The organism is Parvibaculum sp. (assembly GCF_035325945.1).
GTDB lineage: Bacteria > Pseudomonadota > Alphaproteobacteria > Parvibaculales > Parvibaculaceae > Parvibaculum.
Genome location: NZ_DAOKYX010000009.1, coordinates 61132 through 84210 on the forward strand (window position 1 = coordinate 61132; position 23079 = coordinate 84210).

The 23079-nt window shown below is 65.7% G+C and carries 20 protein-coding genes; 10 read left to right on the plus strand and 10 right to left on the minus strand.

Going from position 1 to position 23079, the window contains the following annotated elements; translation table 11 throughout:
* Positions 1-22: 22 nt before the first annotated feature.
* The 5 genes from PKA57_RS06880 to PKA57_RS06900 form a co-directional block, all read right to left on the minus strand.
* Positions 23-1456 (minus strand): tetratricopeptide repeat protein, encoded by a 1434-nt coding sequence (locus PKA57_RS06880; RefSeq protein WP_324298856.1) that lies wholly within the window; start codon positions 1454-1456, stop codon positions 23-25.
* 117 nt (positions 1457-1573) lie between these two features.
* Entirely contained in the window at positions 1574-3313 is a 1740-nt protein-coding gene (locus PKA57_RS06885) for an amidohydrolase family protein (RefSeq protein WP_324298858.1), read from the minus strand.
* 80 nt (positions 3314-3393) lie between these two features.
* Entirely contained in the window at positions 3394-4968 is a 1575-nt protein-coding gene (locus PKA57_RS06890; protein ID WP_324298860.1) for a wax ester/triacylglycerol synthase family O-acyltransferase, read from the minus strand.
* A gap of 87 nt (positions 4969-5055) precedes the next feature.
* On the minus strand, positions 5056-5970 hold the full coding sequence (locus tag PKA57_RS06895) for a 2-hydroxyacid dehydrogenase (RefSeq protein ID WP_324298862.1): 915 nt from the start codon (positions 5968-5970) through the stop codon (positions 5056-5058).
* A gap of 20 nt (positions 5971-5990) precedes the next feature.
* Entirely contained in the window at positions 5991-6869 is an 879-nt protein-coding gene (locus tag PKA57_RS06900; protein ID WP_324298864.1) for a CoA ester lyase, read from the minus strand.
* A 108-nt stretch (positions 6870-6977) separates the two neighbouring features.
* Here PKA57_RS06900 and PKA57_RS06905 point away from each other — a divergent pair, with 108 nt between their 5' ends.
* Together PKA57_RS06905 and PKA57_RS06910 are read left to right on the plus strand one after the other, a co-directional pair.
* Positions 6978-7385 (plus strand): HIT domain-containing protein, encoded by a 408-nt coding sequence (locus PKA57_RS06905; RefSeq protein WP_324298865.1) that lies wholly within the window; start codon positions 6978-6980, stop codon positions 7383-7385.
* Positions 7386-7462: 77 nt separating this feature from the next.
* Entirely contained in the window at positions 7463-7912 is a 450-nt protein-coding gene (locus tag PKA57_RS06910) for a response regulator (RefSeq protein ID WP_324298867.1), read from the plus strand.
* Positions 7913-8002: 90 nt separating this feature from the next.
* On the opposite strand, the gene PKA57_RS06915 is transcribed toward PKA57_RS06910, so the two are convergent.
* Positions 8003-9427 (minus strand): MFS transporter, encoded by a 1425-nt coding sequence (locus tag PKA57_RS06915; protein WP_324298869.1) that lies wholly within the window; start codon positions 9425-9427, stop codon positions 8003-8005.
* A 161-nt stretch (positions 9428-9588) separates the two neighbouring features.
* On the opposite strand from PKA57_RS06915, the gene PKA57_RS06920 reads away from it, so the two are divergent.
* Positions 9589-10551 (plus strand): lytic transglycosylase domain-containing protein, encoded by a 963-nt coding sequence (locus PKA57_RS06920; protein WP_324298871.1) that lies wholly within the window; start codon positions 9589-9591, stop codon positions 10549-10551.
* A gap of 5 nt (positions 10552-10556) precedes the next feature.
* Here PKA57_RS06920 and PKA57_RS06925 read toward each other — a convergent pair whose 3' ends face one another.
* Positions 10557-11756 carry a CaiB/BaiF CoA-transferase family protein gene (locus tag PKA57_RS06925; RefSeq protein ID WP_324298873.1) on the minus strand — a complete coding sequence of 400 codons (1200 nt, stop codon included), beginning with the start codon at positions 11754-11756 and terminating at the stop codon, positions 10557-10559.
* A 265-nt stretch (positions 11757-12021) separates the two neighbouring features.
* Between PKA57_RS06925 and PKA57_RS06930 the strand changes: the two genes are divergently transcribed.
* Both PKA57_RS06930 and pcaF read left to right on the plus strand, forming a co-directional pair.
* On the plus strand, positions 12022-13152 hold the full coding sequence (locus PKA57_RS06930; protein ID WP_324298875.1) for a DUF2336 domain-containing protein: 1131 nt from the start codon (positions 12022-12024) through the stop codon (positions 13150-13152).
* A 103-nt stretch (positions 13153-13255) separates the two neighbouring features.
* Positions 13256-14458 carry a 3-oxoadipyl-CoA thiolase gene (gene pcaF / locus PKA57_RS06935; RefSeq protein WP_324298877.1) on the plus strand — a complete coding sequence of 401 codons (1203 nt, stop codon included), beginning with the start codon at positions 13256-13258 and terminating at the stop codon, positions 14456-14458.
* Here the strand turns inward: pcaF and PKA57_RS06940 are convergent.
* Positions 14455-15597 carry an EAL domain-containing protein gene (locus tag PKA57_RS06940; protein WP_324298879.1) on the minus strand — a complete coding sequence of 381 codons (1143 nt, stop codon included), beginning with the start codon at positions 15595-15597 and terminating at the stop codon, positions 14455-14457. The two genes, pcaF and PKA57_RS06940, sit on opposite strands and share 4 nt — an antisense overlap.
* A gap of 177 nt (positions 15598-15774) precedes the next feature.
* Here PKA57_RS06940 and PKA57_RS06945 point away from each other — a divergent pair, with 177 nt between their 5' ends.
* Positions 15775-16572, plus strand: coding sequence for an NUDIX hydrolase (locus PKA57_RS06945; protein ID WP_324298881.1), 798 nt, complete (start codon positions 15775-15777; stop codon positions 16570-16572).
* A gap of 15 nt (positions 16573-16587) precedes the next feature.
* On the opposite strand, the gene PKA57_RS06950 is transcribed toward PKA57_RS06945, so the two are convergent.
* Complete coding sequence (locus PKA57_RS06950; RefSeq protein ID WP_324298883.1) at positions 16588-17355, minus strand: NAD kinase; 768 nt, start codon at positions 17353-17355, stop codon at positions 16588-16590.
* Between the two features lie 136 nt (positions 17356-17491).
* Between PKA57_RS06950 and cutA the strand changes: the two genes are divergently transcribed.
* Positions 17492-17833, plus strand: coding sequence for a divalent-cation tolerance protein CutA (gene cutA, locus PKA57_RS06955; protein ID WP_324298885.1), 342 nt, complete (start codon positions 17492-17494; stop codon positions 17831-17833).
* Here cutA and moaA read toward each other — a convergent pair.
* Positions 17830-18858, minus strand: coding sequence for a GTP 3',8-cyclase MoaA (gene moaA, locus PKA57_RS06960; protein WP_324298887.1), 1029 nt, complete (start codon positions 18856-18858; stop codon positions 17830-17832). The two genes, cutA and moaA, sit on opposite strands and share 4 nt — an antisense overlap.
* A 145-nt stretch (positions 18859-19003) precedes the next feature.
* Here moaA and glpK point away from each other — a divergent pair, with 145 nt between their 5' ends.
* The 3 genes from glpK (at position 19004) to PKA57_RS06975 (ending at position 23039) form a co-directional block, all read left to right on the plus strand.
* The gene (glpK, locus tag PKA57_RS06965) at positions 19004-20503 is read left to right on the plus strand and encodes a glycerol kinase GlpK (RefSeq protein WP_324298889.1); all 1500 of its coding nucleotides are present in this window, start codon (positions 19004-19006) and stop codon (positions 20501-20503) included.
* A gap of 122 nt (positions 20504-20625) precedes the next feature.
* Positions 20626-22044 carry an FAD-binding oxidoreductase gene (locus PKA57_RS06970; protein WP_324298891.1) on the plus strand — a complete coding sequence of 473 codons (1419 nt, stop codon included), beginning with the start codon at positions 20626-20628 and terminating at the stop codon, positions 22042-22044.
* Entirely contained in the window at positions 22041-23039 is a 999-nt protein-coding gene (locus tag PKA57_RS06975; RefSeq protein ID WP_324298893.1) for a hydroxyacid dehydrogenase, read from the plus strand. The genes PKA57_RS06970 and PKA57_RS06975 overlap by 4 nt, the downstream gene beginning before the upstream one ends.
* Positions 23040-23079: the final 40 nt, after the last annotated feature.

Consider the following 23079-nt stretch of genomic DNA (forward strand, 5'->3'; position numbering starts at 1 on the left):
TATTCTCCCCGTAACGGCCGTACTAGCGCCAGCTTGTCGGCTTGACGTCGAAGGCGAGGCTGATGCGTTGCACATTGCCCGAGAAGGGCAGCGTGCGGTGAAAGACATAAGAAGGAAAGAAGAAGGCGTCACCCTCGCGCGGCTCATAGGTGAGCGTCTGCGGCTCGAAGGTAGCGTCGAAATCGGGCGGCGGATGGCCGAACTCGATCCAGCCATCGCGCGAGGCGGCGCCATCGCCCATGGTCGGCGGCAGCGCCACGTAATAGACGCCGCTCATCCAGCCGCCGACATGGATATGCGAGTGCTGATGGCCGCCTTCCGAAAGAAGCGTGCCCCACAGATCGAGCTGATATGTCTTCGGCACGAAGCCGAGGAAGGGGTGGTTCTTCTCGCGCTTGATCGCGTCGAAATGCGCGTCGATGGCGTGGCGCAAGGTCTGCTCGAATGCGAGGAAGGGCTCGCGCGGATTGTCGAGGAGAAGCCCCGTCTGCCCGCCCTTGCGCGTCGCCTTGCCGAGCGGCTCCCACACCGTCGTCGTGTCGGCGCGCAGCGCTTCGGCAAGCGCCTTGTTGAATTCGGCAATGGACGAATAGCCGGAAGGCGGTGTCAGGCTCACGCGGCTGATGAGACGCGCGAGTTCCGCGCGGAATCCGGCCGGCATCTGTCCCATTTCCTGCGCGCGCGCATAGGGAAACCACGCGGCGGCGCGCCGTTCCGGCCCGAAGCGCGTGAGCGCGCGATCGAAGATCTCGGCCGCCTCGCGCGCATCGCCGCGCCTGAGCTTGGCGAGGCCGAGGCTCACATAGCTGAGCGCGTCCTTGGGATCGAGGATCGAAGCGCGCTCATAGGCGGCTTCGGCGGCGGCGAGGTCGCCGCGCTTCTGCTCGGCATTGCCGAGATTGCCATAGGCGGCGGCGAGCTTCGGGTCGATTTCGATGGCGCGCCGGAAGAGATCGGCCGCCTCGTCGGCGCGCTCCTGACGCAGCACGACCATGCCGAGCAGCATGACGGCCGTGGCGTTCCGCGGCTCGAGTTCCACAGCGCGGCGGAACGCCGTCTCGGCCTGCGCAAAGTGTCCGGCGCGCTGGGCGACCTGGCCGAGCGTCAGATGGAAGAGTGGAATTTGCGGAAAGGATGCGGCAGCGGCCGCATAATGCGTCTCGGCCTCTGCCCAGCGGTTCTGCTGCTGGAGGATGCGGCCGTAATTCGTCCAGGGGATCGGCGAGTGAGGAGCGAGTTCGAGCGCGCGGCGCAGCGCGGATTCCGCCTCGCCGAAGCCGCCCCGCTCGATGAGCACAGCCGCGAGCATCGACAGCGTTTCGGCATCGTCGGGCGAAATGGCGAGGAGCGCGCGGCACTCGGCCTCGGCCTCACCCTTTTTTCCCGATTGGATCAGGCCGAGGATTTTCTGGCGCCGTTCGATGATTTCGGCCGGCAATGACGTCTGGTCGCTCACTTTCACACCCATGCTTGTGCGGGGCCCAAGCTGCACGGGGGAGGGCGTTGCGTCAATAAGCGCCGGACAGGAGGATGCGGGCCGGAACCCGCATCCTCGATCTTGCCCCGAGGCCGGTTACTCGGCGGCCGAGCGGGCGGCAGGGGCGCGCTGGAGCCCGCGAACGAGCTTGCCGGGGAGCGCGCCGGTTGCCTCGCCATTCTCGAAGGTGACGGTGCCGCTGACGATGGTGGCCCGGTAGCCTTCCGAGCGTTGGATCATGCGCCGTCCTTCCGCCGGAAGATCGAAGACCATTTCCGGTGCGAGGATGCGAAGCCGCTCGAAGTCGATCACATTGACGTCGGCCTTCATGCCTGGCGCGATGACGCCGCGATCGTTGAGGCCATAGAGGTGCGCCGTGTCATGCGTCTGCATGCGCACCACCTGCTCGAGCGGCAGGCGGGGTCCGCGCGCGCGGTCGCGCACCCAATGCGTCAGCATATAGGTCGGGAAGCTCGCATCGCAGATGACGCCGCAATGCGCGCCGCCATCCGAAAGGCTGAGGACCGTCGCCGGATGCTGAAGCATCTCGTGGATGTGGTCGAAGTTGAAGCGCGCATAGTTGAGAAGCGGCAGGTAGATGTAGCCGCGCCCGTCCTTCTCCATCAGCATGTCATAGACGATCTCGGCCGGATCGCGGCCGGTGCGCGCGGCGAGCGCGGCGACGCTCGCATCGGCGGCGGGTTCGTAGTCGAGATTGCCGTCATTCTCGAGGCGGAACATGCGGTCGAAGCCCTGCGTCATGATCATGCCGAGTGTGCCCATGGGCTTCGGCTTGTCGGCGAGGATGCGCGCGCGGACCTCCGGATCCCTGAGCTTCGCCAGCCGCTCCGCGAAGGGCAGGCGCGCGATCTCGTCATAGGTGGCGCGGCCGACAAAGGGATGGATCGTGCTCTGCCAGCCGAGCACCATGCCGGTCGGGCGGCAGGCGATCTGCGCGGTGATGTTCGCGCCCTGGCGGCGCGCTTCTTCGGTCAGGTGGAGCATGGAGCGCCACTTGTCGGCGTCGACCGGCGATTGCAGCAGCGCATAGGTGACGGGAAGGCCCGTCTCGGCGGAGAGCGCCTTCATCCAGTGGAATTCCTCTTCCGCCGGGGTCATGTCGGAAGCGATCTCGAAGACCCCATGACCGGCATCTCCCAGCGCGCGGCCGATGCCGATCAGCTCCGCCTCGTTGGCAAAGGTGCCGGGCACGGGTTCGCCGTCCTTCGAGAGATGGAGCATGGTGCGCGAGGTCGAGAAGCCGAGCGCGCCGGCCTCTATGCCTTCGCGCACGATCCGCGCCATCTCCTCGATGTCCTCGCGCGTCGCCGGTTCGTTGCGCGCGCCGCGCTCGCCCATCACATAGGCACGGACGGAGCCGTGCGGTACCTGCGTGGCGACGTCGAGCACGCGCGACTGCCTTTCCAGACTGTCGAGATATTCGGGAAAGGTTTCCCAGTTCCACTTGATGCCTTCGGCAAGCGCCGAGCCCGGAATGTCCTCGACGCCTTCCATAAGCGTGATGAGCCAGTCGTGGCGGTCGGGGCGGGCGGGAGCGAAGCCCACGCCGCAATTGCCCATGACGACCGTCGTCACGCCATGCCAGCAGGAAGGCGAGAGATACTCGTCCCAGGTGACCTGGCCGTCATAATGGGTGTGGATGTCGACGAAGCCGGGGGTGACGAGGAGCCCCTTCGCGTCGATCTCGCGCCGGGCCTCTCCCTTGACCTCGCCCACCTCGGTGATGAGGCCTTTGTCGATCGCCACATCGGCGATGCGGGCGGGCGCGCCGGTGCCATCGACGAGCGTGCCGCCGCGAATGATGAGATCGTGCATCCTGTCCTCCCCTGGAATGGCTGTTGAGAACCACTATAGGGAGGAGCAGCAGAGCACGCCAAGAGAAAATATACCGCGGTCTAGTTTTCTGCCGGAGCGGTAGCGGAGGGCCCGGCCTCCGCCGGGGCGGCGTGCCCGTTGGACTTCGTGCGGGTCGCGCGAGCTTTGGCGGATTTGGGCTTCGCGGCGGAATTCGGCTTCCTGGTGGTCTCGCGCTCGGCGCGCCGTTCGGCGAGGCGCTGGCGCGCGGCTTCCGCAGCCACGGCGAGAAGCGTTTCGTCCGCCAGTTCGATCTCGTCGCAGGCGATGCCGATATAGTCGGCGAGCTTGTTCAGATCTGGCAGCGCCTCGCGCGCACCGAGCAGCCCGAAGTCGAGTTCGTCCGCATAGCTCGTGACGGTGATGTTGAGCGCCTGCCCGTGAACGAGCACGGACATCGGATAATTGTGAACGAGTTCCGCGCCCATCAGATAGAGCTTCTCGCGCGGGCCGGGCACGTTCGAGATCACGAGATTTGCGGGCGGGGCGACCATGTTGCCGAGGCCGAGCGCCTGCGAAAGAAGAATGACGCCGTTCATCAGCAGCGCGTAATTCGTCGCCGTCTCGCGCGCCACGTCGCCGAGCTTGAGCTTGGCTTCGGTCGCGGAAGCGTGAATGGCCTTGAGCCGCGCGATGATGTCTTCTTCGTCCGTCGCGAGCGTCGTCACGATCATGGAGATCTGGTTGCCGCGCTGCTCGGCCCCTTTCGGCCGCACCGACACGGGGCACATGGCGAGGATCGGCTTGTCGGGGAGCTTGCGGTGATCCTTGAGATAGCGCCTGATCGCGCCCGCGCAGATGCCGAGCACGACATCGTTCACCGTGAGGTTCAGGTCCTTCGCGATCGCCTTTATGCGCGAAAGCGGGACCGTATGGGTCGCGAAGCGGCGATGGCGCGTGATCGACTGGTTGAAGGGCGTCGGCGGCGCGGTGAAGGGGAGCGGCGATTTCCGGGCGCTGCCGGCAAGCATCTCCATTCCCGACTTGAGGGCGGCGGTCGAAAGCTGCTGCACCGAGCGCGCCTGCCCGAGCAGGCCCGAATAGCTGCGCGCGAGCCGGTCCATGAGTTTCATCGGCTCGGAAGGCTTCTGGCCCGCGGGTGGCGCCTGCCAGAAGGCGAGCGGCTTCTTTGTCGTGCGGGTTTTCGACAGCACGCGATCGAGGATCGACATGGCCGCGACGCCATCGACGCATGAGTGATGGATCTTGAAGTAGAGCGCGACCTGGTTGTTCTCCAGCCCCTCGATGAAATAGCACTCCCAGAGCGGGCGGGTGCGGTCGAGAAGGCGGGAGTGAAGCCGCTCGACGAGCTTCATCAACTGGTCCATCGAGCCCGGCGCGGGCAGCGCCGAATAGCGGACGTGGTAGTCGAGATCGAAATTCGTATCCTCGATCCAGCTCGGCCAGACATCGAGTTTCAGATAGTCGGCGCGCAGCTTCATGTTGAACGGCGGGGCGGGCGGGATCGAATGGTCGATCCGCTCCATCAGGTCGCGGAAGAAATTGCCCTTGTAGTTCTTCGGCAGCCTGAAGATCTGAAGCCCGGCCACATGGGCCGGACACTCATCCGTTTCGACCTGCAAGAAGGCCGCATCCTGCACATTCAGTCGCGTCATTGATCCCCGCGCCTCCCAACGCGTTCCTCGGGAGGCAGTCTTCCACAAATGGAGGGGGTGACGCTATGGAAAGCTGGCCGCGCGCCGCTAGTCGACCGCGCCGGGCAGGGGCTTGCCCGCGAAGAAGGCGTCGAGATTGGCGATGACGGCATCCGCCATGGCGCCAAGCGCCTCGCGCGTGCCGCCGCCGAGGTGAGGCGTCAACACGACATTCGGCAGGCTGCGCAAATCCTCGCGCACATCGGGCTCGTTCTCGAAGACGTCGAGCCCGGCGCCTGCAATGGTGCGGTTCTCAAGCGCCGCGACGAGCGCGTCCTCGTCGATGGCGGAACCGCGCGTGATATTGACGATATGGCCGTCCGGCCCCAGCGCCTCCAGCACGCCTGCGTCGATCATGTGCCGGTTGCTCTCATCGGCCCTGTGGGCGAGCACGAGCACATCGGCCCAGCGCGCGAGTTCCAGCACCGAGCCAAAATAGCGGTAGGGCACGCCCTCGCGCCGGTGGCGGCCGTGATAGGCGATCTCGGTTTCAAAGGCTTCGAGGCGGTGGGCGATCTTCTGGCCGATGGCGCCGAGCCCGACAATGCCGACGCGCCTGCCCGTGAGCCCGCGCGCAAAGAGCAGGCCAGCCGGATTGGCGCCGCGCCATTCGCCCGCGCGGATGAGGCGGTCGCCCGCCGTCACATGCCGCAGCGAGGCAAGGAGGAGAGCGACGGAGAGGTCGGCGACGCTCGCCGCATTGGCGCCGACCGTGTTCGCAACCGCGATCCCGCGTGTCTTCGCGGCCTCGACATCGACGCCCTCATAGCCGGAGCCGAAGGTCGCGATCACGCGCAGGCGCGGCATCGCGTCGATCTCGGCCGGGCCGGTCGTGAGCGCGCCGATGGTGACAAGGGCCTCGGCCTCGTCCTTCGCCTCGGCGGGGACGAGCGTGTAGCTCTGGGCGATCTTGTGCTCGAAGAACTTGCCGAAGGGAATGGCGAGGAAAACGCTCGGCTTCATCTGGGACTCCATATTCACATTCAATCGGCTGGCTTGCCGGCTTCGGCGCGGGCGATGAGGGCGCGCGCCTGTTTCAGATGGGGAATGTCGAGCATGACGCCATCGAGCGCGACGACGCCGACATCGCCAGCCTTGTCGAACGCCTCGACCACGGCGCGCGCATGGGCGACGTCTTCCTCCGACGGGGTGAAGACGCGATTGATGACCGGCACCTGGGCGGGGTGGATCGCCATTTTCGCGGTGAAGCCGTCGCGGGCGGCCTCGCGCGCCTCGCGCTCGAGCCCCGCCTCGTCGCGGAAATCCTTGTAAACGCCGTCGATCGGCATGACGCCAGCGGCGACGGCACCAAGAAGCGTCAGCGTGCGGGCGAGCCTGTATGGGTCCGTGTAGCCGCCCGCGTCGTTCTTGTTGCTGCGGGCGCCAAGCGCGGCGGCAAGGTCTTCCGCTCCCCAGGTAAGGCCGAAGAGGCGCGGGCTCGCGCCCGCATAGGTGCCGAGCGAGAAGAGCGAGGCGGGCGTTTCGGTCGCCACGCAGAAGAGCCTGACCCCTTCGGCCGGCAGGCCGGCATCCGCCTCGATTTCGGCGAGCGCGGCCGAGACCTGCCTCACGCAGTCGCCGGAGAGCGTCTTCGGGATCAGGATCGCATAAGGCCGGTGCGGCACGACGGCCTCGAGGTCGTCCCGCCAGAGCGGCGTATCGAGCGCGTTCATGCGAACGCAGATTTTCGGCCCGCCGGCCCCTGCGCTCATCAGATAGTCGCGCGCCATGGCGCGGGCCGTCGTCTTGTTTGACGGGGCGACCGAATCCTCGAGATCGAGGATGAGCGCATCGGCGCCGGCATCCGCCGCCTTTGAAAGCTTCTTGTCGCTGTCGGCGGGAACGAAAAGGAAGGAACGCATGGTCGGGCCTCGGCTTGTCTGAAGACGGGCTGTCTCGCCGCCCGCCGGTCGGCTAGGTTATAAGCGCAGCGAGCGGGAAAATGAAAAGCGCTTCGGGGTTCCTCCAGCATGACCTTCCATCTCCATGAACGCCTGACGGCGGACGCCTATACGGTCAAGGATCTGCCGCTGTGCCGGCTCCTCCTCATGGACGACCAGCGGTTCCCATGGACCATCCTTGTGCCGAGGCGCGACGGGCTGCGCGATTTCCACGATGTGGCGAAGGCCGACAAGCCGGCATTCCTCGGCGAGATCGACCATGTCAGCGCGGTGCTGAAGGCGATGACCGGGGCGCAGAAGATCAATGTGGCGGCGCTCGGGAACATGGTTCCGCAGCTTCACGTTCACGTCATCGCCCGCTTCGAGACGGATCCATGCTGGCCGAGGCCGGTCTGGGGCGAGGGGACGGCCGAGCCCTATGAGCCCGCGGCGGCGGGAAAGCTTATCGAGAGCTTAAGAAAAGGCCTCCACGGTTAACCTTTGGTTTAAGATTCGGCCTCTATTGTTGGTCCCGTACGCAAGCCCGAGGCTTGCATGATCTGGAGACCGACCTCGTGGCGACAGCCCTTATCGCCGATTCTTCCGCCCCCGTTCGCAGGGCGGCCCGTTTCCTCCTCGAAAGCCTCGGCTTCGAGGTCGCGGGCGCGCGCGACGGTGCGGAAGCGCTGGCGATGGTCGAAGGCATGTCGCCCGATCTCGTGATCCTCGATCAGCGCCTTCCCGGTGCGGACGGGGCGTCCTTCATCGAGAAGCTCCGGTCGCTCTCCGAGGGGCAGCGGGCCTGCATCTTCTTCATCGCCGATGGCGGCCCGGCCAGCGTTCGCGCGGCCATGGAAGCCGGGGCCGACGACTATCTGATGAAGCCGTTCGACCGCGAGCTGCTCTCCTTCAAGCTTGCTCAGGCACGCGCCCGGGGCCGCCTCACGGAAGGCGCCCGGACGGTGAAGCTCATTCAGGACAATTCCTCGTCCTGGCGCTTCCGCGCATTTGGCAAGGCGATCTGAGATTTCACTTCAGCTATCGGGCGGAGAGCGCGGTCTTTCGACTGCGCTCCGTGTATCTTAGTTATAAAGAATTAACTATAACAAGCTGATTTATAAAGATTTCTCGTTTCTGGAACTCCAGCGCTCCAGATAGTCGAGGCTCTTGAGATAGGGCTTCAGCGAATAGAAGCCGAAAGCGGCGCCGATCAGCAAAATGACGGGCGGCACCGCCGCCAGCGAATAGCGCAGCATCATCTCGTCCTTGAAGACGAAGTCCGTCACCAGCGCGATCGAGGTGGGCCCGAGGCCGAGCCCGATGAAGTTGACGATGAGGCCGGAGAGCGCGGCCGCGAAGCCACGCATCTGGTTCGGCATCATCTCCTGAAGCGCGGAGGGGCCTACGCCGGTCGTGAAGGTCGCAAAGAAGCTCGCGGGCGCGAGAAGGGCGAGCGCCATCATCGGGTCGTCGACGAGGGGGAAAGCGATGGCGAAGGGCAGCGTCACGAGCCCTGTCGCCGCCATGACGATGATGCGCCCGTTGCGGTAGCCCTTCGAACAGACGAAATCGCCGATGGCGCCGCCCGCGACGACGCCCGCCGTTCCGAAGATGACGATGATCCAGCCATACCAGCGGCCAGCTTCCACCACGTCCCAGCCATAGGTGCGGACGAGGAAGGTCGGGATCCAGGCCGCCGTGCCATAGGCCATCATGGCGAGAAAGGCGAAGCAGAGGTTCATGCCGAGGAAGGAGCCCGCATTGTCCTTCAGATAGGCGATCACGTCAGCCAGCGGCACTTCGCTGTCGCGTTCGACGCCATCGGGCCCGATCTCGCGGCGCATATGCCCGCGCCGCTCGGGCTCGCGGACGGTGCGGACCCAGAGGGCGATCAGCAGGCCCGGCAGGCCGACGATGAAGAAGACGATCTGCCAGGCGTAGAGATGCCCGAGAAGGGGCAGGTTGAGGTCGCCGCTCCTGGCGACGAAGCCGATCACCTCCGCGCCGATGACGAGGGCGAGGCCCGCGCCGATATAGACGCCCATGCCGTAAACGCCGATGGCGATGCCGAGGCGCTTGGGCGGGAAATAGTCGGAGATGACGGAATAGGCGGCAGGCGAGAGCGCTGCTTCGCCGACGCCAACGCCAATGCGATAGGCGAAGAGTTGCCAGTAAACCTTTGCCGTGCCGCAGAGAGCGGTCATGAGACTCCAGAAGAAGACGCCCAGAGAAATGATGCCGATGCGGTTGCGCCGGTCGACGAGGCGGCCGATCGGCAGCCCCATGATGGTGTAGAAGGCGGCGAAGGCGAGGCCCTGCAACAGGCTCATCTCGGTGTCGGTGATGTGGAGATCACGTTTCATCGGCCCGACCAGCAGGCTCAGAATCTGCCGGTCGATGAAGGAGAATGTGTAGGCGATGACGAAGACGGCGACGACGTACCAGGCATAGGTTGGGCTCGGATAGGGCCGGGCATCCCGTGCCACCTGCTTGTGATGCAGAACATCCTCGACTTCAGACGCAACCTCGATCTCGGCCATTGGCCGTTCCCTCCCTGATATGGTTCTTGGTTCGCGGGCCGGTTCTTTTCGACCGTTCCCCGAAGCGCCACGGCTCATTGCCGCTTGCCGCGCTCACGCCGACTTTACCCGTTGGCACGGGGTTTGCGATCCCTTCGGTGAACAGAAGGGATCTTTCGACCATGAGTTTGGTACAAGCCGTTTCGGCCCATCCGCAAATCGCTGCCGCGCTCCAGAATGCGAGCGCGCAGACGGGCGCCGATTTCGACTATCTGCTCAAGACCGCTATGCGCGAGTCGAGCCTTGATTGCTCAGCAAAATCAAGGACTTCGACGGCGTGCGGGCTATTTCAGTTCACCCAGCAGACCTGGCTCGGCACGATGAAGCAGGACGGGGCGAGCCTCGGTCTGGGGAAATATGCCGACGCGATCAGCAGGGATGCGAGCGGGCGCTATGTGGTGGCCGATCCTGCCGCCCGGAGGGAAATTCTTGCCCTGCGCAATGATCCCAACGTCTCGGCCCTGATGGCGGGCGCCTACACCAATGCGAGCCGGGACAGGCTGGAAGCGAGCCTGGGCCGTTCAGTGAGCCAGGGCGAACTCTATGTCGCGCACTTTCTGGGAGCGGGCGGCGCCTCCAGGCTCATTTCGAGCGCCGAAGACACGCCCAATGCGCGGGCCGATCTGCTCTTCCCGGATGCGGCGCGGGCGAACCGCTCGATCTTCTATGATCGTTCGGGGCAGGCGCGGACGGCGGCCGAGGTTTATCAGAACCTCGTTTCCAGGCATCAGGGGCAGGCCGCCCCGCGCTTCGAGATAGCACCGAGGCCGGAGCTGGCCAATGACGAGGGCGGCATGGGCGCGGCAGGAGCGGACGAGGGTTCGGACGGCCGGGACCTTGGCACGCTCGCCAACGCGCTTGCCGGCACCACGCCGTCCCACCGCGCCGAGCCGGCGGCGACTGGCGCGGCTGGTGGCATGGCCGGCCGGGCGCCGCTCACCCTTTCCCCGGCGGTCGTTCAGCTCCTTGCCTCGCTCGATGTGCCGGGCAGCGACAAGGCGTCCGAAACATCGAACCGCTCCGACGACGACCGCAAGGCCGAGCGCCGCGTGATGCTGCCGCGCTCGGGCTTCGCTTACGGCTAGGGGCTTCAGGCGATCGCCTTCGCCTCCTTGAGCTTCGCTATGTCGGCGTCGCTATAGCCCGCGGCCCGCAGGACTTCGAGCGTGTGCTGGCCGAGCACGGGCGAGGGACCCTTCGGGCCATCGTCGGCGCCGTGAAAGCGGATCGGGCTTGCGGGCGCGCGGTAGGTGCCGGAGCCGTCCTGCTCGGGCACGTCCACAAAGGCGCCGGTGGCGATCGTCTGCGGGTCGTTGACCACATCGGACGGCCGCATGAGCGGCGACCAGATCACATCCTCCTTGTCGAGCAGGGGACGCCAGTAAGCGAGATCGTGCTCGCCGAAGGCCGCGTCGAGAATGTCGACGAGTTCGGCTGCATTGGCGCGCCGCGACTTCGGATCGGCAAAGCGGGGATCGGTTTCGAGTTCCGGCTTGCCGATGATCTTGCAGACCGCGGTCCAGTCGACCGTGCCCTGACGCGGCACGATGGCGAACCACTCACCGCCCTTGGTCTTGAAGAAATTGCTGAGCGGCTGCACGGCCTCATGCCTCGACTTGGTGGAACCGAGCTTGCCGAACTTGAGTTGCACGGCCATGTCGGACCCCGCCGCATAGACGCCCGTGCGCAGGAGCGAGGCTTCGACGAGGCGGCCCTTGCCGGTGCGCTGGCGCTCGACCAGGGCGGCGAGGATGCCGCTCACGGTCGCCATGCTCGTGGTGTGGTCGCCGATGCCGGTCCTGAGCGTGGTGGGCTCGCCGCCCTTCACATGCTGGAGATAGCCGAGGCCGGAGCGCGCCCAGAAGGCGGCGATATCGAAGCCGGGGCGGTCGCGCTCGGCCCCTTCGAGGCCGTAGCCCGAGACGGTGGCATAGACGAGGCGCGGGTTGATCGCGGAGAGGGCGGCATAGTCGAGGCCCGAGCGCTCGAGCCCGCCGGGCCGCACATTGGTGAGGAACACGTCGGCGTCCTTCACGAGGCGCTTCACCGCCTCGACGCCTTCCGGCGTCGCGGTGTTGAGCGCGATGCCCTTCTTGCCGCGATTGTCGAGGTCGAAGATGGGGCTGCCTTTCAGGTGATCTGCGCCGACATTCTTCATCGTATAGCGCATGGGGCAGCCCGAAAGCGGCTCGATCTTGATCACGTCCGCGCCCCAGTCGGCGAGGATGCCGCCTGCGCCCGGCGCGGCGATGTAGGTCGCCATTTCGATGACCTTGATACCTTCCAGCATGGTGTTTTTCCCCGGGATTTCGGTGTTCGGATGCCGATTTGGTTAAATTTCGCGATGGGCCGGATCATCCATGAATCGAGGGGTCTGTCAAAGGCCGCACCCAGGCCGCCGCGGCGCTCCCGTTCGCCGGTGTTCGGATAGGATCAGGATGAAGGGTTCGTTAAGCGTTTGGCCGTAGGCTGATTAACCAGCGTGAAAGCCGGGCGAATATCGCCCATGCGGGGCGCGAGCCATAAGGCGATGCGCATGGCCAGGGAACGGGGCGATGCAGGAGAGGCTGACCTTCGCCGATGTCGAACGCCTTCTGTCGGAGCCGACGGAGGAGGCGCGGGCCGCCGCCGCCGCCAAGGTCGCGGCACAGTTCCGCAACGTCGTGCTGACGCCGCGCGAGCGTGCGCTTGCCGAAGAAATTCTGGGATATCTCGTTCACGATGTGGCGGTCAGCGTGCGGCAGGCGCTGGCGCATTGTCTGCGCGATCTCTCGGACGCCCCGCATGACATCATCATGTCGTTGGCGCGCGACATAGACGAGGTTTCGCTGCCGGTGCTCGAATCCTCGGCGGTGCTGACCGACGAAGACCTGGTCGAGCTCGTGCTTCATGGCAATCCGGCGAAGCAATGCGCGATCGCGCGGCGCGCCGAGCTCGGTCCCGCCGTTTCCGAGACGATCGCATGGGCGGGAGATCGCCGCGCCGTTCTGGTGCTTGTCGCCAATGAAGGCGCGATCATCGCGCCCGATGTGCTGCAGCAACTCGCAGACCGCTATGCGGGCGACGAGGAAGTTCTCGATCCCATGGCGTGCCGCAAGGATGTTCCGCCCGCGCTCGTCGAGCGTCTCGTGACCATGGTGTCGGACGGGCTGCGGAATTATCTGATCGAGCAGCACGGGATCGACGTCGTCACCGCATCGCTGCTTCAGGACCTCGCATGGGAGCGCACAGTCGTCGAACTGGTGATGACGGCCAGTCCCGACGAGCTGCCGGGCATCGTGGAGCAGATTTTCGAGCGCAAGCGGCTCGGCGCCTCGCTGCTGTTGCGCGTTCTTTCGGCGGGCGAGGTGCGCTTCGTCGAGCTTGGTTTCGCCATACTCACCGATGTGAGCGAGGAGCGCATCGTCAGGCTTATTCATGATCTCGGCCCGCTCGGCCTTCGCGCCGTCTATGCGCGCTCGGGCCTGCCGGAAGTCTTCTTCCCCGCCTTTCGCGCGGCACTCGATGCCGTTCACGAGGTTCAGGCCGATGGTTATCTTTCGGACCGGCCGTTTCTTCGCCGCTGCGTGATGGAGCGCATCGCCGCGCAATATCCGGATGTCACGGCCACCGATCTCGATTTTCTTCTGGACCGGCTCGCCCGTTTCACGAGAGCGCTTCCCTGGCGCAGCGGGCACGCGGCCTGAGCGGCTGAAAAACCTCATCGCTGAAAATGGCCGAAGCTGTTAGTTTGCGGCCCTTCATTAGCTGTTCTCCAAGCCGGGAAGGGTCAGGATCATGTCTCACACCATGCGTGAAGCTTTCATCTGCGATGCGGTCCGCACGCCAATCGGCCGCTATGCGGGAGCGTTGTCGGGCGTGCGTGCGGACGATCTCGGCGCCGTACCGATCATGGCGCTGATGGCGCGCAATCCGTCGATCAACTGGAGCCGCGTCGACGATGTGGTGTTCGGATGCGCCAATCAGGCAGGCGAGGACAACCGCAACGTGGCGCGCATGTCGTCGCTGCTGGCGGGCCTTCCCGACACGGTGCCCGGCACGACGATCAACCGCCTTTGCGGTTCGGGCATGGATGCGGTGGGCACGGCGGCCCGCGCCATCAAGTCGGGCGAGGTCGATCTCATGATCGCGGGTGGCGTGGAGAGCATGTCTCGCGCGCCCTTTGTCATGGGCAAGGCCGCGAGCGCCTTTTCGCGCGACGCGCATATCTATGACACGACGATCGGCTGGCGCTTCGTCAATCCGCTGATGCAGCGTCAGTACGGCACGGACTCCATGCCGGAGACGGCGGAGAATGTCGCCGAGGAATTCCAGATTTCGCGCGAGGATCAGGACGCCTTCTCGCTGCGCAGCCAGCAGCGCGCGGGCAGGGCGATCGCTTCCGGCCGGCTGGCGAAGGAGATCGTGCCCGTCACCATCCCCTCGAAGAAGGGCGAGAAGGTCGTCTCGGAAGACGAGCATCCCCGCCCCGACACGACGCTCGAGGCGCTGACGAAACTGCCCACGCCCTTCCGCCAGGGCGGAACGGTGACGGCGGGCAACGCCTCCGGCGTCAATGACGGCGCCTGCGCGATGATCGTCGCCTCCGGCGAGGCCGTCGAGGCTCATGGCTTGACGCCGCGCGCCCGGATCGTCGCCATGGCGACCGCAGGCGTGCCGCCGCGCATCATGGGCATCGGTCCTGCGCCCGCGACGCGCAAGGTGCTCGAAAAGGCCGGCCTCAATATCGGCGACATCGACGTCATCGAACTCAACGAGGCGTTCGCCGCGCAGGGGCTCGCCGTCATGCGCGATCTCGGACTGCCGGACGATGCCGAGCATGTGAACCCCAATGGCGGCGCGATCGCGCTCGGCCATCCGCTCGGCATGAGCGGCGCGCGGCTCGTGGCGACCGCGACGCAGGAGCTGCATGAGCGGCAGGTGCGCTATGCGCTCGCCACCATGTGCATCGGCGTCGGGCAGGGCATCGCGATGGTGATCGAGCGGGTCTAGAAGCCGAGCGCCCGGAGCAGGAAGTTCTTCGTCTTCTTGCGTTTCGCCTTCGGGCGGCGCACGCGCATGCGGATCGGCCGTTCGATGCCCGGAAGCCTGCGGCCGCGATAGGTCGGCCGACGCAAGAGCGCGATGAGCCTGCGGCCGGGGAAGATGCAGACGATGTCGAGCGACGACACCGGCACAGGCACGTCGTCCGTGCCTGGAATGGCGAGTTCGAGCGTCTCGTAGTCGAGCTCGATGCCGGGATCGCCGAGCGCGATGGCGGGCTCTGCGGGCTCGTCTTCGATCGCCTCGGTCAGCAGCAATTCGTCGAGCGCGTCTTCGGCCGCCGCTTCCTCGAAGTCGTGGCGAAGCGTCTGCGCGAAGGACCAGCCGGCAAGCTCCGCCGCCTCGCGCGGGCTGCAGATATGGGTGCCCTGAGCGGCGGTAAAGCCGAGGGCGGCGAGCGAGGACAGCGTCGTCTCGTCCTCGACGCCCACGGCCGTTGCGTCGAGGCCGTGCGAGGCGGCGAGCGAGACGCGCTTGCCAATGAAGCCGAGGCCCGACTGGCTCAGGCGGCGCGCGAAGCGGATGATGGCGCCGCCGGAAATCTTGATCTCGTTGAAATGGTCCGGCGCGATGAAGCGCGAGGGCACGATGAAGGCGCCGCCGCCGTCGAGCGCCGTACGGAAGCCGAAGCGGCGGAACTCGCGGATCGTCTCCACCGCATCCTCGGCGTGGCGCGCGAAGACGGCTTCTGGCACTTCGATGGTGAGGCAATCCGGATCGAGGCCGCGCTCGTTCATGATCGCGTCGAGCGCGCCTGCGAGCATCGGGTCGGCGAGATCGCTTCCGGAGAGGTTGATGGAGACAGGCCAGCTCTGCCCGCGTCCGCGCCATTCGAGGATCGTGTCGGCGGCCGCACCGGCGACGAAACGAGCCAGGTCGCCGCTGCGTTCGCGCCGGTCGAAGAAGGAAAGGAAGAGCCCCGGCGGCATCAGCCCGTATTCGGGATGCTGCCAGCGGACATAGGCCTCCGCGCCGAGAACGCGGCCCGTGGCGAGCGCGATCTTCGGCTGGAAGACGAGATGCAGGTGGCCGGCCTCGAAGGCCAGATCAATGTCCCGATTGGTCAGCCGAAACGAACTGCTGTACATCTTGAAACCAAACAAGGGTTCGCCCGCGCGAAAAGGGCTGCGCATATTCGACTGTGCGAGATCGCGAGTTTAGGTCTTCTTAATCTCGCCCCGGCATCTGAATTAGCGTTGCCTCCCGGTAAAGAATTCGCGGACAATCCCGACAAACCGTAAGAAAACGAAACAGGGAGAAGCCGAATGTCCAATCCAGCGAGCGACAAGCTCATACCGGCGGCCACGATTCTGCTCGTCCGGGATGGCGTGCAGGGGCTCGAGGTCTTCATGGTGGTGCGCCATCACCAGATCGACTTCGCTTCGGGCGCGCTCGTGTTTCCGGGTGGCAAGGTCGATCCGCGCGACATGGACGACCGCGTGCGGTCGCGGGTCGATGGGCTCGACGGGCTCGACGATTGGGAATTCTCGATGCGGGTCGCGGCCATCCGCGAGGCTTATGAGGAATGCGGCGTTCTGCTTGCGCGCAGCGAGCGGACCAATGCGCTCGTCAATGCGGCGCAGCTTTCCTCGCTCGCGGGCCATCGCGACAGGCTCAACAAGGGCGAGATCGGCATTGGCGACATGCTGGCGGAGGAGCGGCTGCGGCTCGCGGCCGATCTGCTGACGCCCTTCGCGCACTGGATCACGCCCAACATGATGCCGAAGCGCTTCGATACGCGCTTCTATGTGACCGCCGCGCCTGCCGATCATCTGGCGCTGCATGACGGGCATGAATCGGTCGACTCGGTCTGGATCCGCCCCTCGGACGCCGTGCGCGAGGCCGAAGAAGGAAAGCGCACGATCATCTTCCCGACGCGGGTCAACGTGCAGAAGCTCGGTCGGTTCTCCTGCGTCAGCGACGCCATCGAGACGGCGCGGCGCTCGCGCATCGTCACGGTCGAGCCGAAGATCGTGCAGAAGGAGAGCGGGCCGGTGCTGGCGATCCCGTCTGAAGCTGATTACGACGTCACCGAGGAGCCGCTGTCGAACATTCGCGCCTGAGAAGCGCCTGCCTTTTCAGTGCAGGAACTGCTCGGTCAGGATGCGTTCGTCGAGGCTGTGGCCCTGATCGAACATCATCAGCAGGTCGATGGCGGGATCTTCCTCGACGCGCACGTCGATGACATCGCGGAATTCGCGATGGTCGGCGACGGCGCTGACCGGGCGTTTCTCGGGCTCGAGAATCTCGAAGCGCACCTTGGCGCGGTGCGAGAGCAGCGCGCCGCGCCAGCGCCGCGGGCGGAAGGCGCTGATCGGCGTCAGCGCGAGCAATGCGGCGTCGATGGGAATGATGGGGCCCTGCGCCGACAGATTATAGGCGGTGGAGCCCGCGGGCGTCGCGACGAGAACGCCGTCGCAGCTCAGTTCCTCCATGCGCAGCTTGTCGTCGATGAAGATGCGTATCTTGGCGGCCTGAGCCGTTTCGCGCAGAAGCGAGACTTCGTTGATGGCGAGCGCCTGATGCTCAGAGCCGTTCGCCAGCGTCGCGTTCATGCGCAGGGGGTGAAGGCGCACGATGTCCGCCGCCTCGAGCCGCAGGGGGAGGTCGCTCTCGCGATACTCGTTCATGAGAAAGCCGACCGAGCCACGGTTCATGCCGTAGATCGGGATGCCGCGATGCATGTGCTTGTGCAGCGTCTGGAGCATGAGCCCGTCGCCGCCCAGCGCCACGATGACATCGGCATCGGCCGGCGCGGCATTGCCATAGCGCTCCGTCAGCAGCTTCAGCGCCTCCTGTGCCTCCGGCACGTCGGTCGCCACGAATGCGATCCTGTTGAACTTCATCCGCCTCGTTCCATCGGGCGCATCGGGCAACATCGCCAGCCAGCGGCCGGAAAGACTGGCAAGATATAGGCTAGAGTGCTCCCGGACGCAAAGCATCGATCCGGGGCCGGCTTGGCCCGGAGCAGGAGAGACGCATATGAGCGAGACGGCCGGGACAGGCTCCGAATTTGTCTTTGTCTATACGACCTTGCCGGATGTCGAGAGCGCCGAGGAAATGGCGCAGGCGCTCGTCGAGTCGCGGCTTGCGGCCTGCGCGAACATCTATCCCGGCGTCATATCCGTCTACGAATGGCAGGGCGAGGTGGAGCGCGCGGAAGAGGTCGCCATGTTCATCAAGACGAGGCGGGCGATCGCCGAGGAGACGATCGCGGAGGCGCGAAAGCTCCATCCCTATGACATGCCCGCCTTTCTGCTGCTGCCGATCGACGGGGGGCATGCGGATTATCTCGACTGGGCGCGCAGGCAGGTGAAGCTCTAGCCGCCGGTCACCGACATGTGACGCCGCAGGGCGGGGCGCTTGTGTTCGCGGTCGATGACGAAATCATGGCCCTTGGGCTTGCGGGAGATCGCCTCGTCTATGGCCGCGTCGAGCAGCGCGTCTTCCGCGCTTGCGCGCACGGGCGCGCGCAGATCGGCGGCATCGGCCTGACCGAGGCACATATAGAGCGTGCCTGTGCAGGTGAGGCGCACGCGATTGCAGCTCTCGCAGAAATTATGGGTGAGCGGCGTGATGAAGCCGAGGCGTCCGCCCGTCTCGCGGATGTGGACATAACGCGCAGGCCCGCCCGTGCGGTCGGGCAGGTCTTCGAGCGCCCAGCGTTCCTCAAGCCGTGACCGGACGAGCGAGAGCGGCAAATACTGGTCGGTGCGGTCTTCGTCGATATCGCCGAGCGGCATCGTCTCGATCAGCGTGATGTCGTGGCCGTGCGCATGCGCCCATTCGATGAGCGAGGGAATTTCCGCCTCGTTCTCGTTTCGGAGCGCGACGGTATTGATCTTGACCTTGAGGCCCGCGCGGGTCGCAGCCTCGATCCCTTCCAGAACCTGCTCCAGCCGGCCCCAGCGCGTGATCCTTGCGAAGCGGTCCGCATCGAGCGTATCGAGCGAGACATTGACGCGGCGAACGCCCGCGGCCGCGAGATCGTCGGCGAAGCGGGCAAGCTGGCTGCCATTGGTCGTCAGCGTCAGCTCGTCGAGCGCGCCTGTCGCGAGGTGGCGGCCGAGGCTGCGGACAAGGGTCATCATGTCGCGGCGGACGAGCGGCTCGCCGCCCGTGAGGCGGAGCTTGCGCACGCCCTTGCGAATGAAGGCCGAGCAGACGCGGTCAAGCTCCTCCAGCGTCAGCAGGTCGCGCTTCGGCAGGAAGGTCATATGCTCCGACATGCAATAGGTGCAGCGGAAGTCGCACCGATCCGTCACCGAGACGCGCAGATAGGTCACCGCCCGACCGAAGGGATCGATCATGGCGGGGCCGACTGTGCCGATGCGCGGTTCGACGGTCATGGGTCATATATAGCACCGGGCGTGCGGCATTTCGACCGGCTTGGCGGGTGCGGGCGCTGCCGGATCGGAAGCCATGTCGAGAAAGCGGTTTTTCAATCGCGGGCGGCAGGCTAGCCTCTCCACGCTGAAAGAGGGGGAAAGGCATATGGCGGGCGCGCACTACATTCTATCCATCGATCAGGGCACGACGAGCACGCGGGCGCTCCTGTTCGACCGCTCGGGCTCGCCCATGCGCGTGCGCCAGACGGAACTTCGGCAAATCTATCCGCAGGATGGATGGGTGGAACACGACCCGGAGGAAATCTGGAAGGCGACGCTCGAGGTCTGTCGCGGGCTGCTCACCGCCGGAACGCATGCGGAGAACATCGCCGCCATCGGCATCACCAATCAGCGCGAGACGACCGTGCTCTGGGAGCGCGCCACGGGCAAGCCGCTCCACAACGCGATCGTCTGGCAGGATCGCCGCACGGCCGATATGTGCGCCCGGCTGAAGGCGGAGGGGCGGGAGGCGGCCGTTCAGGCGAAGACGGGGCTGCTGCTCGATCCTTATTTCTCGGGCACCAAGCTGGCCTGGCTGCTCGACCATCTGCCCGATGCGCGCAAGCGGGCGGAGAAGGGCGAGCTTTGTTTCGGCACCGTCGATTCCTGGCTCGTCTACAAGCTCACGGGTGGCAAGGCGCATGTGACCGACGCGACCAACGCCTCGCGCACGCTGCTCTTCAATATCGGCACGCAAGACTGGGACGATGAAATTCTCGGCTGGCTCGGCATTCCCCGCGCCCTTCTGCCCGAGGTAAAGGATTGCTGCGCCGATTTCGGCCGCACGGAGAAGTCGCTCTTCGGCGCCGAGATCGCGGTGGCGGGCGTCGCGGGCGACCAGCAGGCGGCGACCGTGGGTCAGGCGTGCTTCGAGCCGGGGCTGATGAAATCGACCTATGGCACGGGCTGCTTCGCCATGCTCAATACGGGCGAGCGGCAGGTGGCGAGCGCCAACAGGCTGCTCACCACGGTCGCCTACCGGCTCGGCGGCAAGACCGCATATGCGCTCGAAGGATCGATCTTCATGGCGGGCGCCATCGTGCAATGGCTGCGCGACGAGATGCGGCTCATTTCCAATTCCGCCGAGAGCGAGCGGCTCGCCGAGGACGCTGATCCCAATTCGCCCGTCGTGCTGGTGCCCGCCTTCACCGGGCTCGGCGCGCCCTATTGGGACCCGCATGCGCGGGCGGCGCTTTTCGGCATGACGCGCGACACCGGCGCGGCCGAGATCGTGCGCGCGGCGCTCGAATCCGTTTCCTTCCAGACCCGCGATCTCATGGAGGCGATGGCGGCCGACATGAAGGCGGCCGGGCTGCAAAGCCCGCAGGCGCTCCGCGTCGATGGCGGCATGGTGGCCAATGACTGGTTCATGCAGAACCTGACCGACATTCTCGGCGCGCCCGTCGAGCGGCCCGCCGTCATCGAGACGACAGCGCTCGGCGCGGCCTATCTCGCCGGCATGCAGGTCGGATTTTATGGCGGGACCGGGGATGTCGCGCGCAACTGGCAGTGCGAGCGTGCCTTCGAGCCGCAAATGGTGGAGGACGAGCGCACTCGCCGCTACGGGCGCTGGCAGCAGGCGGTGGGACGTGTGCTGACGAGGTGAGGCGCGCGATGAGTACGCGCCGCGCCCGCCTATAACAGCCTGCCCATATCAAAGGAAAGAAATTGGGGAGAGGGGCGAGAGGCGATTATACTGCCTGCATATGAACCCCGGGGAGAGCGCTCATGGCCGGACCGACGGATGATCTCATCGCGAAACTGAAGGCGGCTCTCGGGCCGGGCAGCGTGCTCGAGGGCGCAGAGGCGGCGGAGAAGGCGCAAGGCGGATGGAGCAGGCTCGGCACGCCGCGCGCCGTTCTGCGTCCGGCCTCGACCGCGGACGTCTCGACGATCCTGAAACTCTGTCATGCAGCCGGGGAACCCGTGGTGCCATGGGGCGGCAAGACCGGCCTCGTCGAAGGTGGAGAGGCGGACGGGCATCTGGCGCTGTCGCTCGAACGCATGAACAGGATCGAGGAGATCGACGTCGCGGGCGGCACGGCGACGGTGCAGGCCGGTTGTGTGTTGCAGAGCTTCTGCGAGGCGGTGGACGCCAAGGGCGCGCTTTTCCCGCTCGACCTCGGCGCGCGCGGCTCGGCCACTATCGGCGGCAATATTTCGACCAATGCGGGCGGTAATCGCGTCATCCGTTACGGCATGATGCGCGACATGGTGCTCGGCCTCGAAGCCGTGCTGGCCGATGGCACTGTCATGTCCTCGCTCAACCATCTCATCAAGAACAATGCCGGCTACGATCTGAAGCAGCTCTTCATCGGTTCGGAGGGAACGCTCGGCGTCGTCACGCGCGCCGTGCTGCGGCTGCGGCCGAAGCCCATGTCGCAGGACACGGCCTTCGTCTCGGTCGAGAGCTTTGAGCAGCTACCGAAATTCCTGCGCCATATGGAGCGCGCGCTTGGTGGCACGCTGTCGGCCTTCGAGGTCATGTGGGCCGATTTCTACAAGCTCGTGACGTCGGAACCGGCGAAGGGCAAGCCGCCGCTCCCTTATGGCCATCCCTATTACGTGCTCGTGGAATCCATGGGCGGGGATCAGGCGGAGGATTCCGCGCGCTTCGAGAAGGCGCTGATGGCGGCGCTCGAGACGGGCGAGGTTTCGGACGCGGTCATCGCGAAGAACCAGGACGAGCGCAGCCAGATGTGGGCGCTGCGCGACGATGTGGGGCAGGTCGGGCGCAACTGGCCGATCTTTACCTTCGATGTGAGCCTCAAGATCGCGGATATGGATGGCTATATCGCCGAGGTCCGCGAGGGGCTGAAGGCGAAATGGCCCCAGCATACGCTGATGGTCTTTGGCCATCTCGGCGACGGCAATCTGCACGTCATTCCGGGTACGATCAGCGAGCACACGCCGGAGAGCCGCAAGGCGGTGGAGGCGGTGGTTTACGGCGCGCTCAGAAAGCGTGGCGGCTCCGTCTCGGCCGAGCACGGCATCGGGCTTGAGAAGCGGCCCTATCTCGGCTGGTCGCGCTCGCCGGAAGAAGTGGCGCTGATGCAGACGCTGAAGGCCGCGCTCGATCCGAAGGGCATTCTCAATCCGGGCAAGGTGCTCGAGCCCGTCGCGCCCCATGCCAGGGCGGCCGAGTGACGATCGCCGTCTTCGAGGCCGAGACGCGCGAGGCTGTTCCGTTCGACCGGCTCAAGCCTGCGCATCGGGTGCAGCTCTTCGCCGAGGGCGTGAGCGTGGCCAATGCCGCTGTCGCGGCCGATGCGGAGATCGTTTCCGTCTTCATCTATTCCACCCTCGACGCGGTGGTCCTCGACCAGATGAAGCGGCTCAAGCTCATTGCAACGCGCTCGACGGGATATGACCATATCGACCTCGACTATTGCCGGGCGCATGGCATCGCCGTCTGCAACGTGCCGACTTATGGCGAGAATACCGTGGCCGAGCATGTCTTCGCGCTTCTGCTGGGGCTCAGCCACCGCCTTCCCGAGGCTGTGGCCCGCACGCGCTCGGGGCAGTTCTCGCCCGAGGGGCTCGAAGGCTTTGATCTCGCGGGAAAGACGTTCGGCGTTATCGGCACGGGCCATATCGGGCGGCATGCGATCCGCATTGCCAAGGGCTTCGCCATGCAGGTTATTGCCTGTGAGGAGAAGCCGGACCCCGCGCTTGCCGAAGGGCTGGGATTTCGCTTCGTCCCGCTCGACGAATTGCTGGCCGAGGCGGATGTCATCTCGCTCCATGTGCCGCTGACGGCTGCAACGCAGAATCTGCTCTCGGAAGCGGCATTCGCGCGCATGAAGACGGGCGTTGTCGTCATCAACACCGCGCGAGGCGGTCTCATCGATACAGCTGCGCTCATTCGTGCCCTGAGGAGCGGCAAGGTCGCGGGTGCGGGGCTCGACGTGCTGCCGGAGGAGCCGCTCATCCGCGAGGAGGCCGAGCTTGTCTCGTCGGCCTTTGCCGGGCAGCATGATCTGAAAAGCCTCATCGCCAATCACGTTCTGCTCAACATGCCGAACGTAATCGTGACGCCCCATAGCGCCTTCTACACGCGCGAGGCGGTGCAGCGCATCATTGAGACCACGGTCGGCAACATCGAGGCGTTTCTGACCGGCGTGCCCGTCAATCTCGTTTGACACCAGGCGGCGCCGGGCGCGGCGGAGCGTGGCTCCGCCG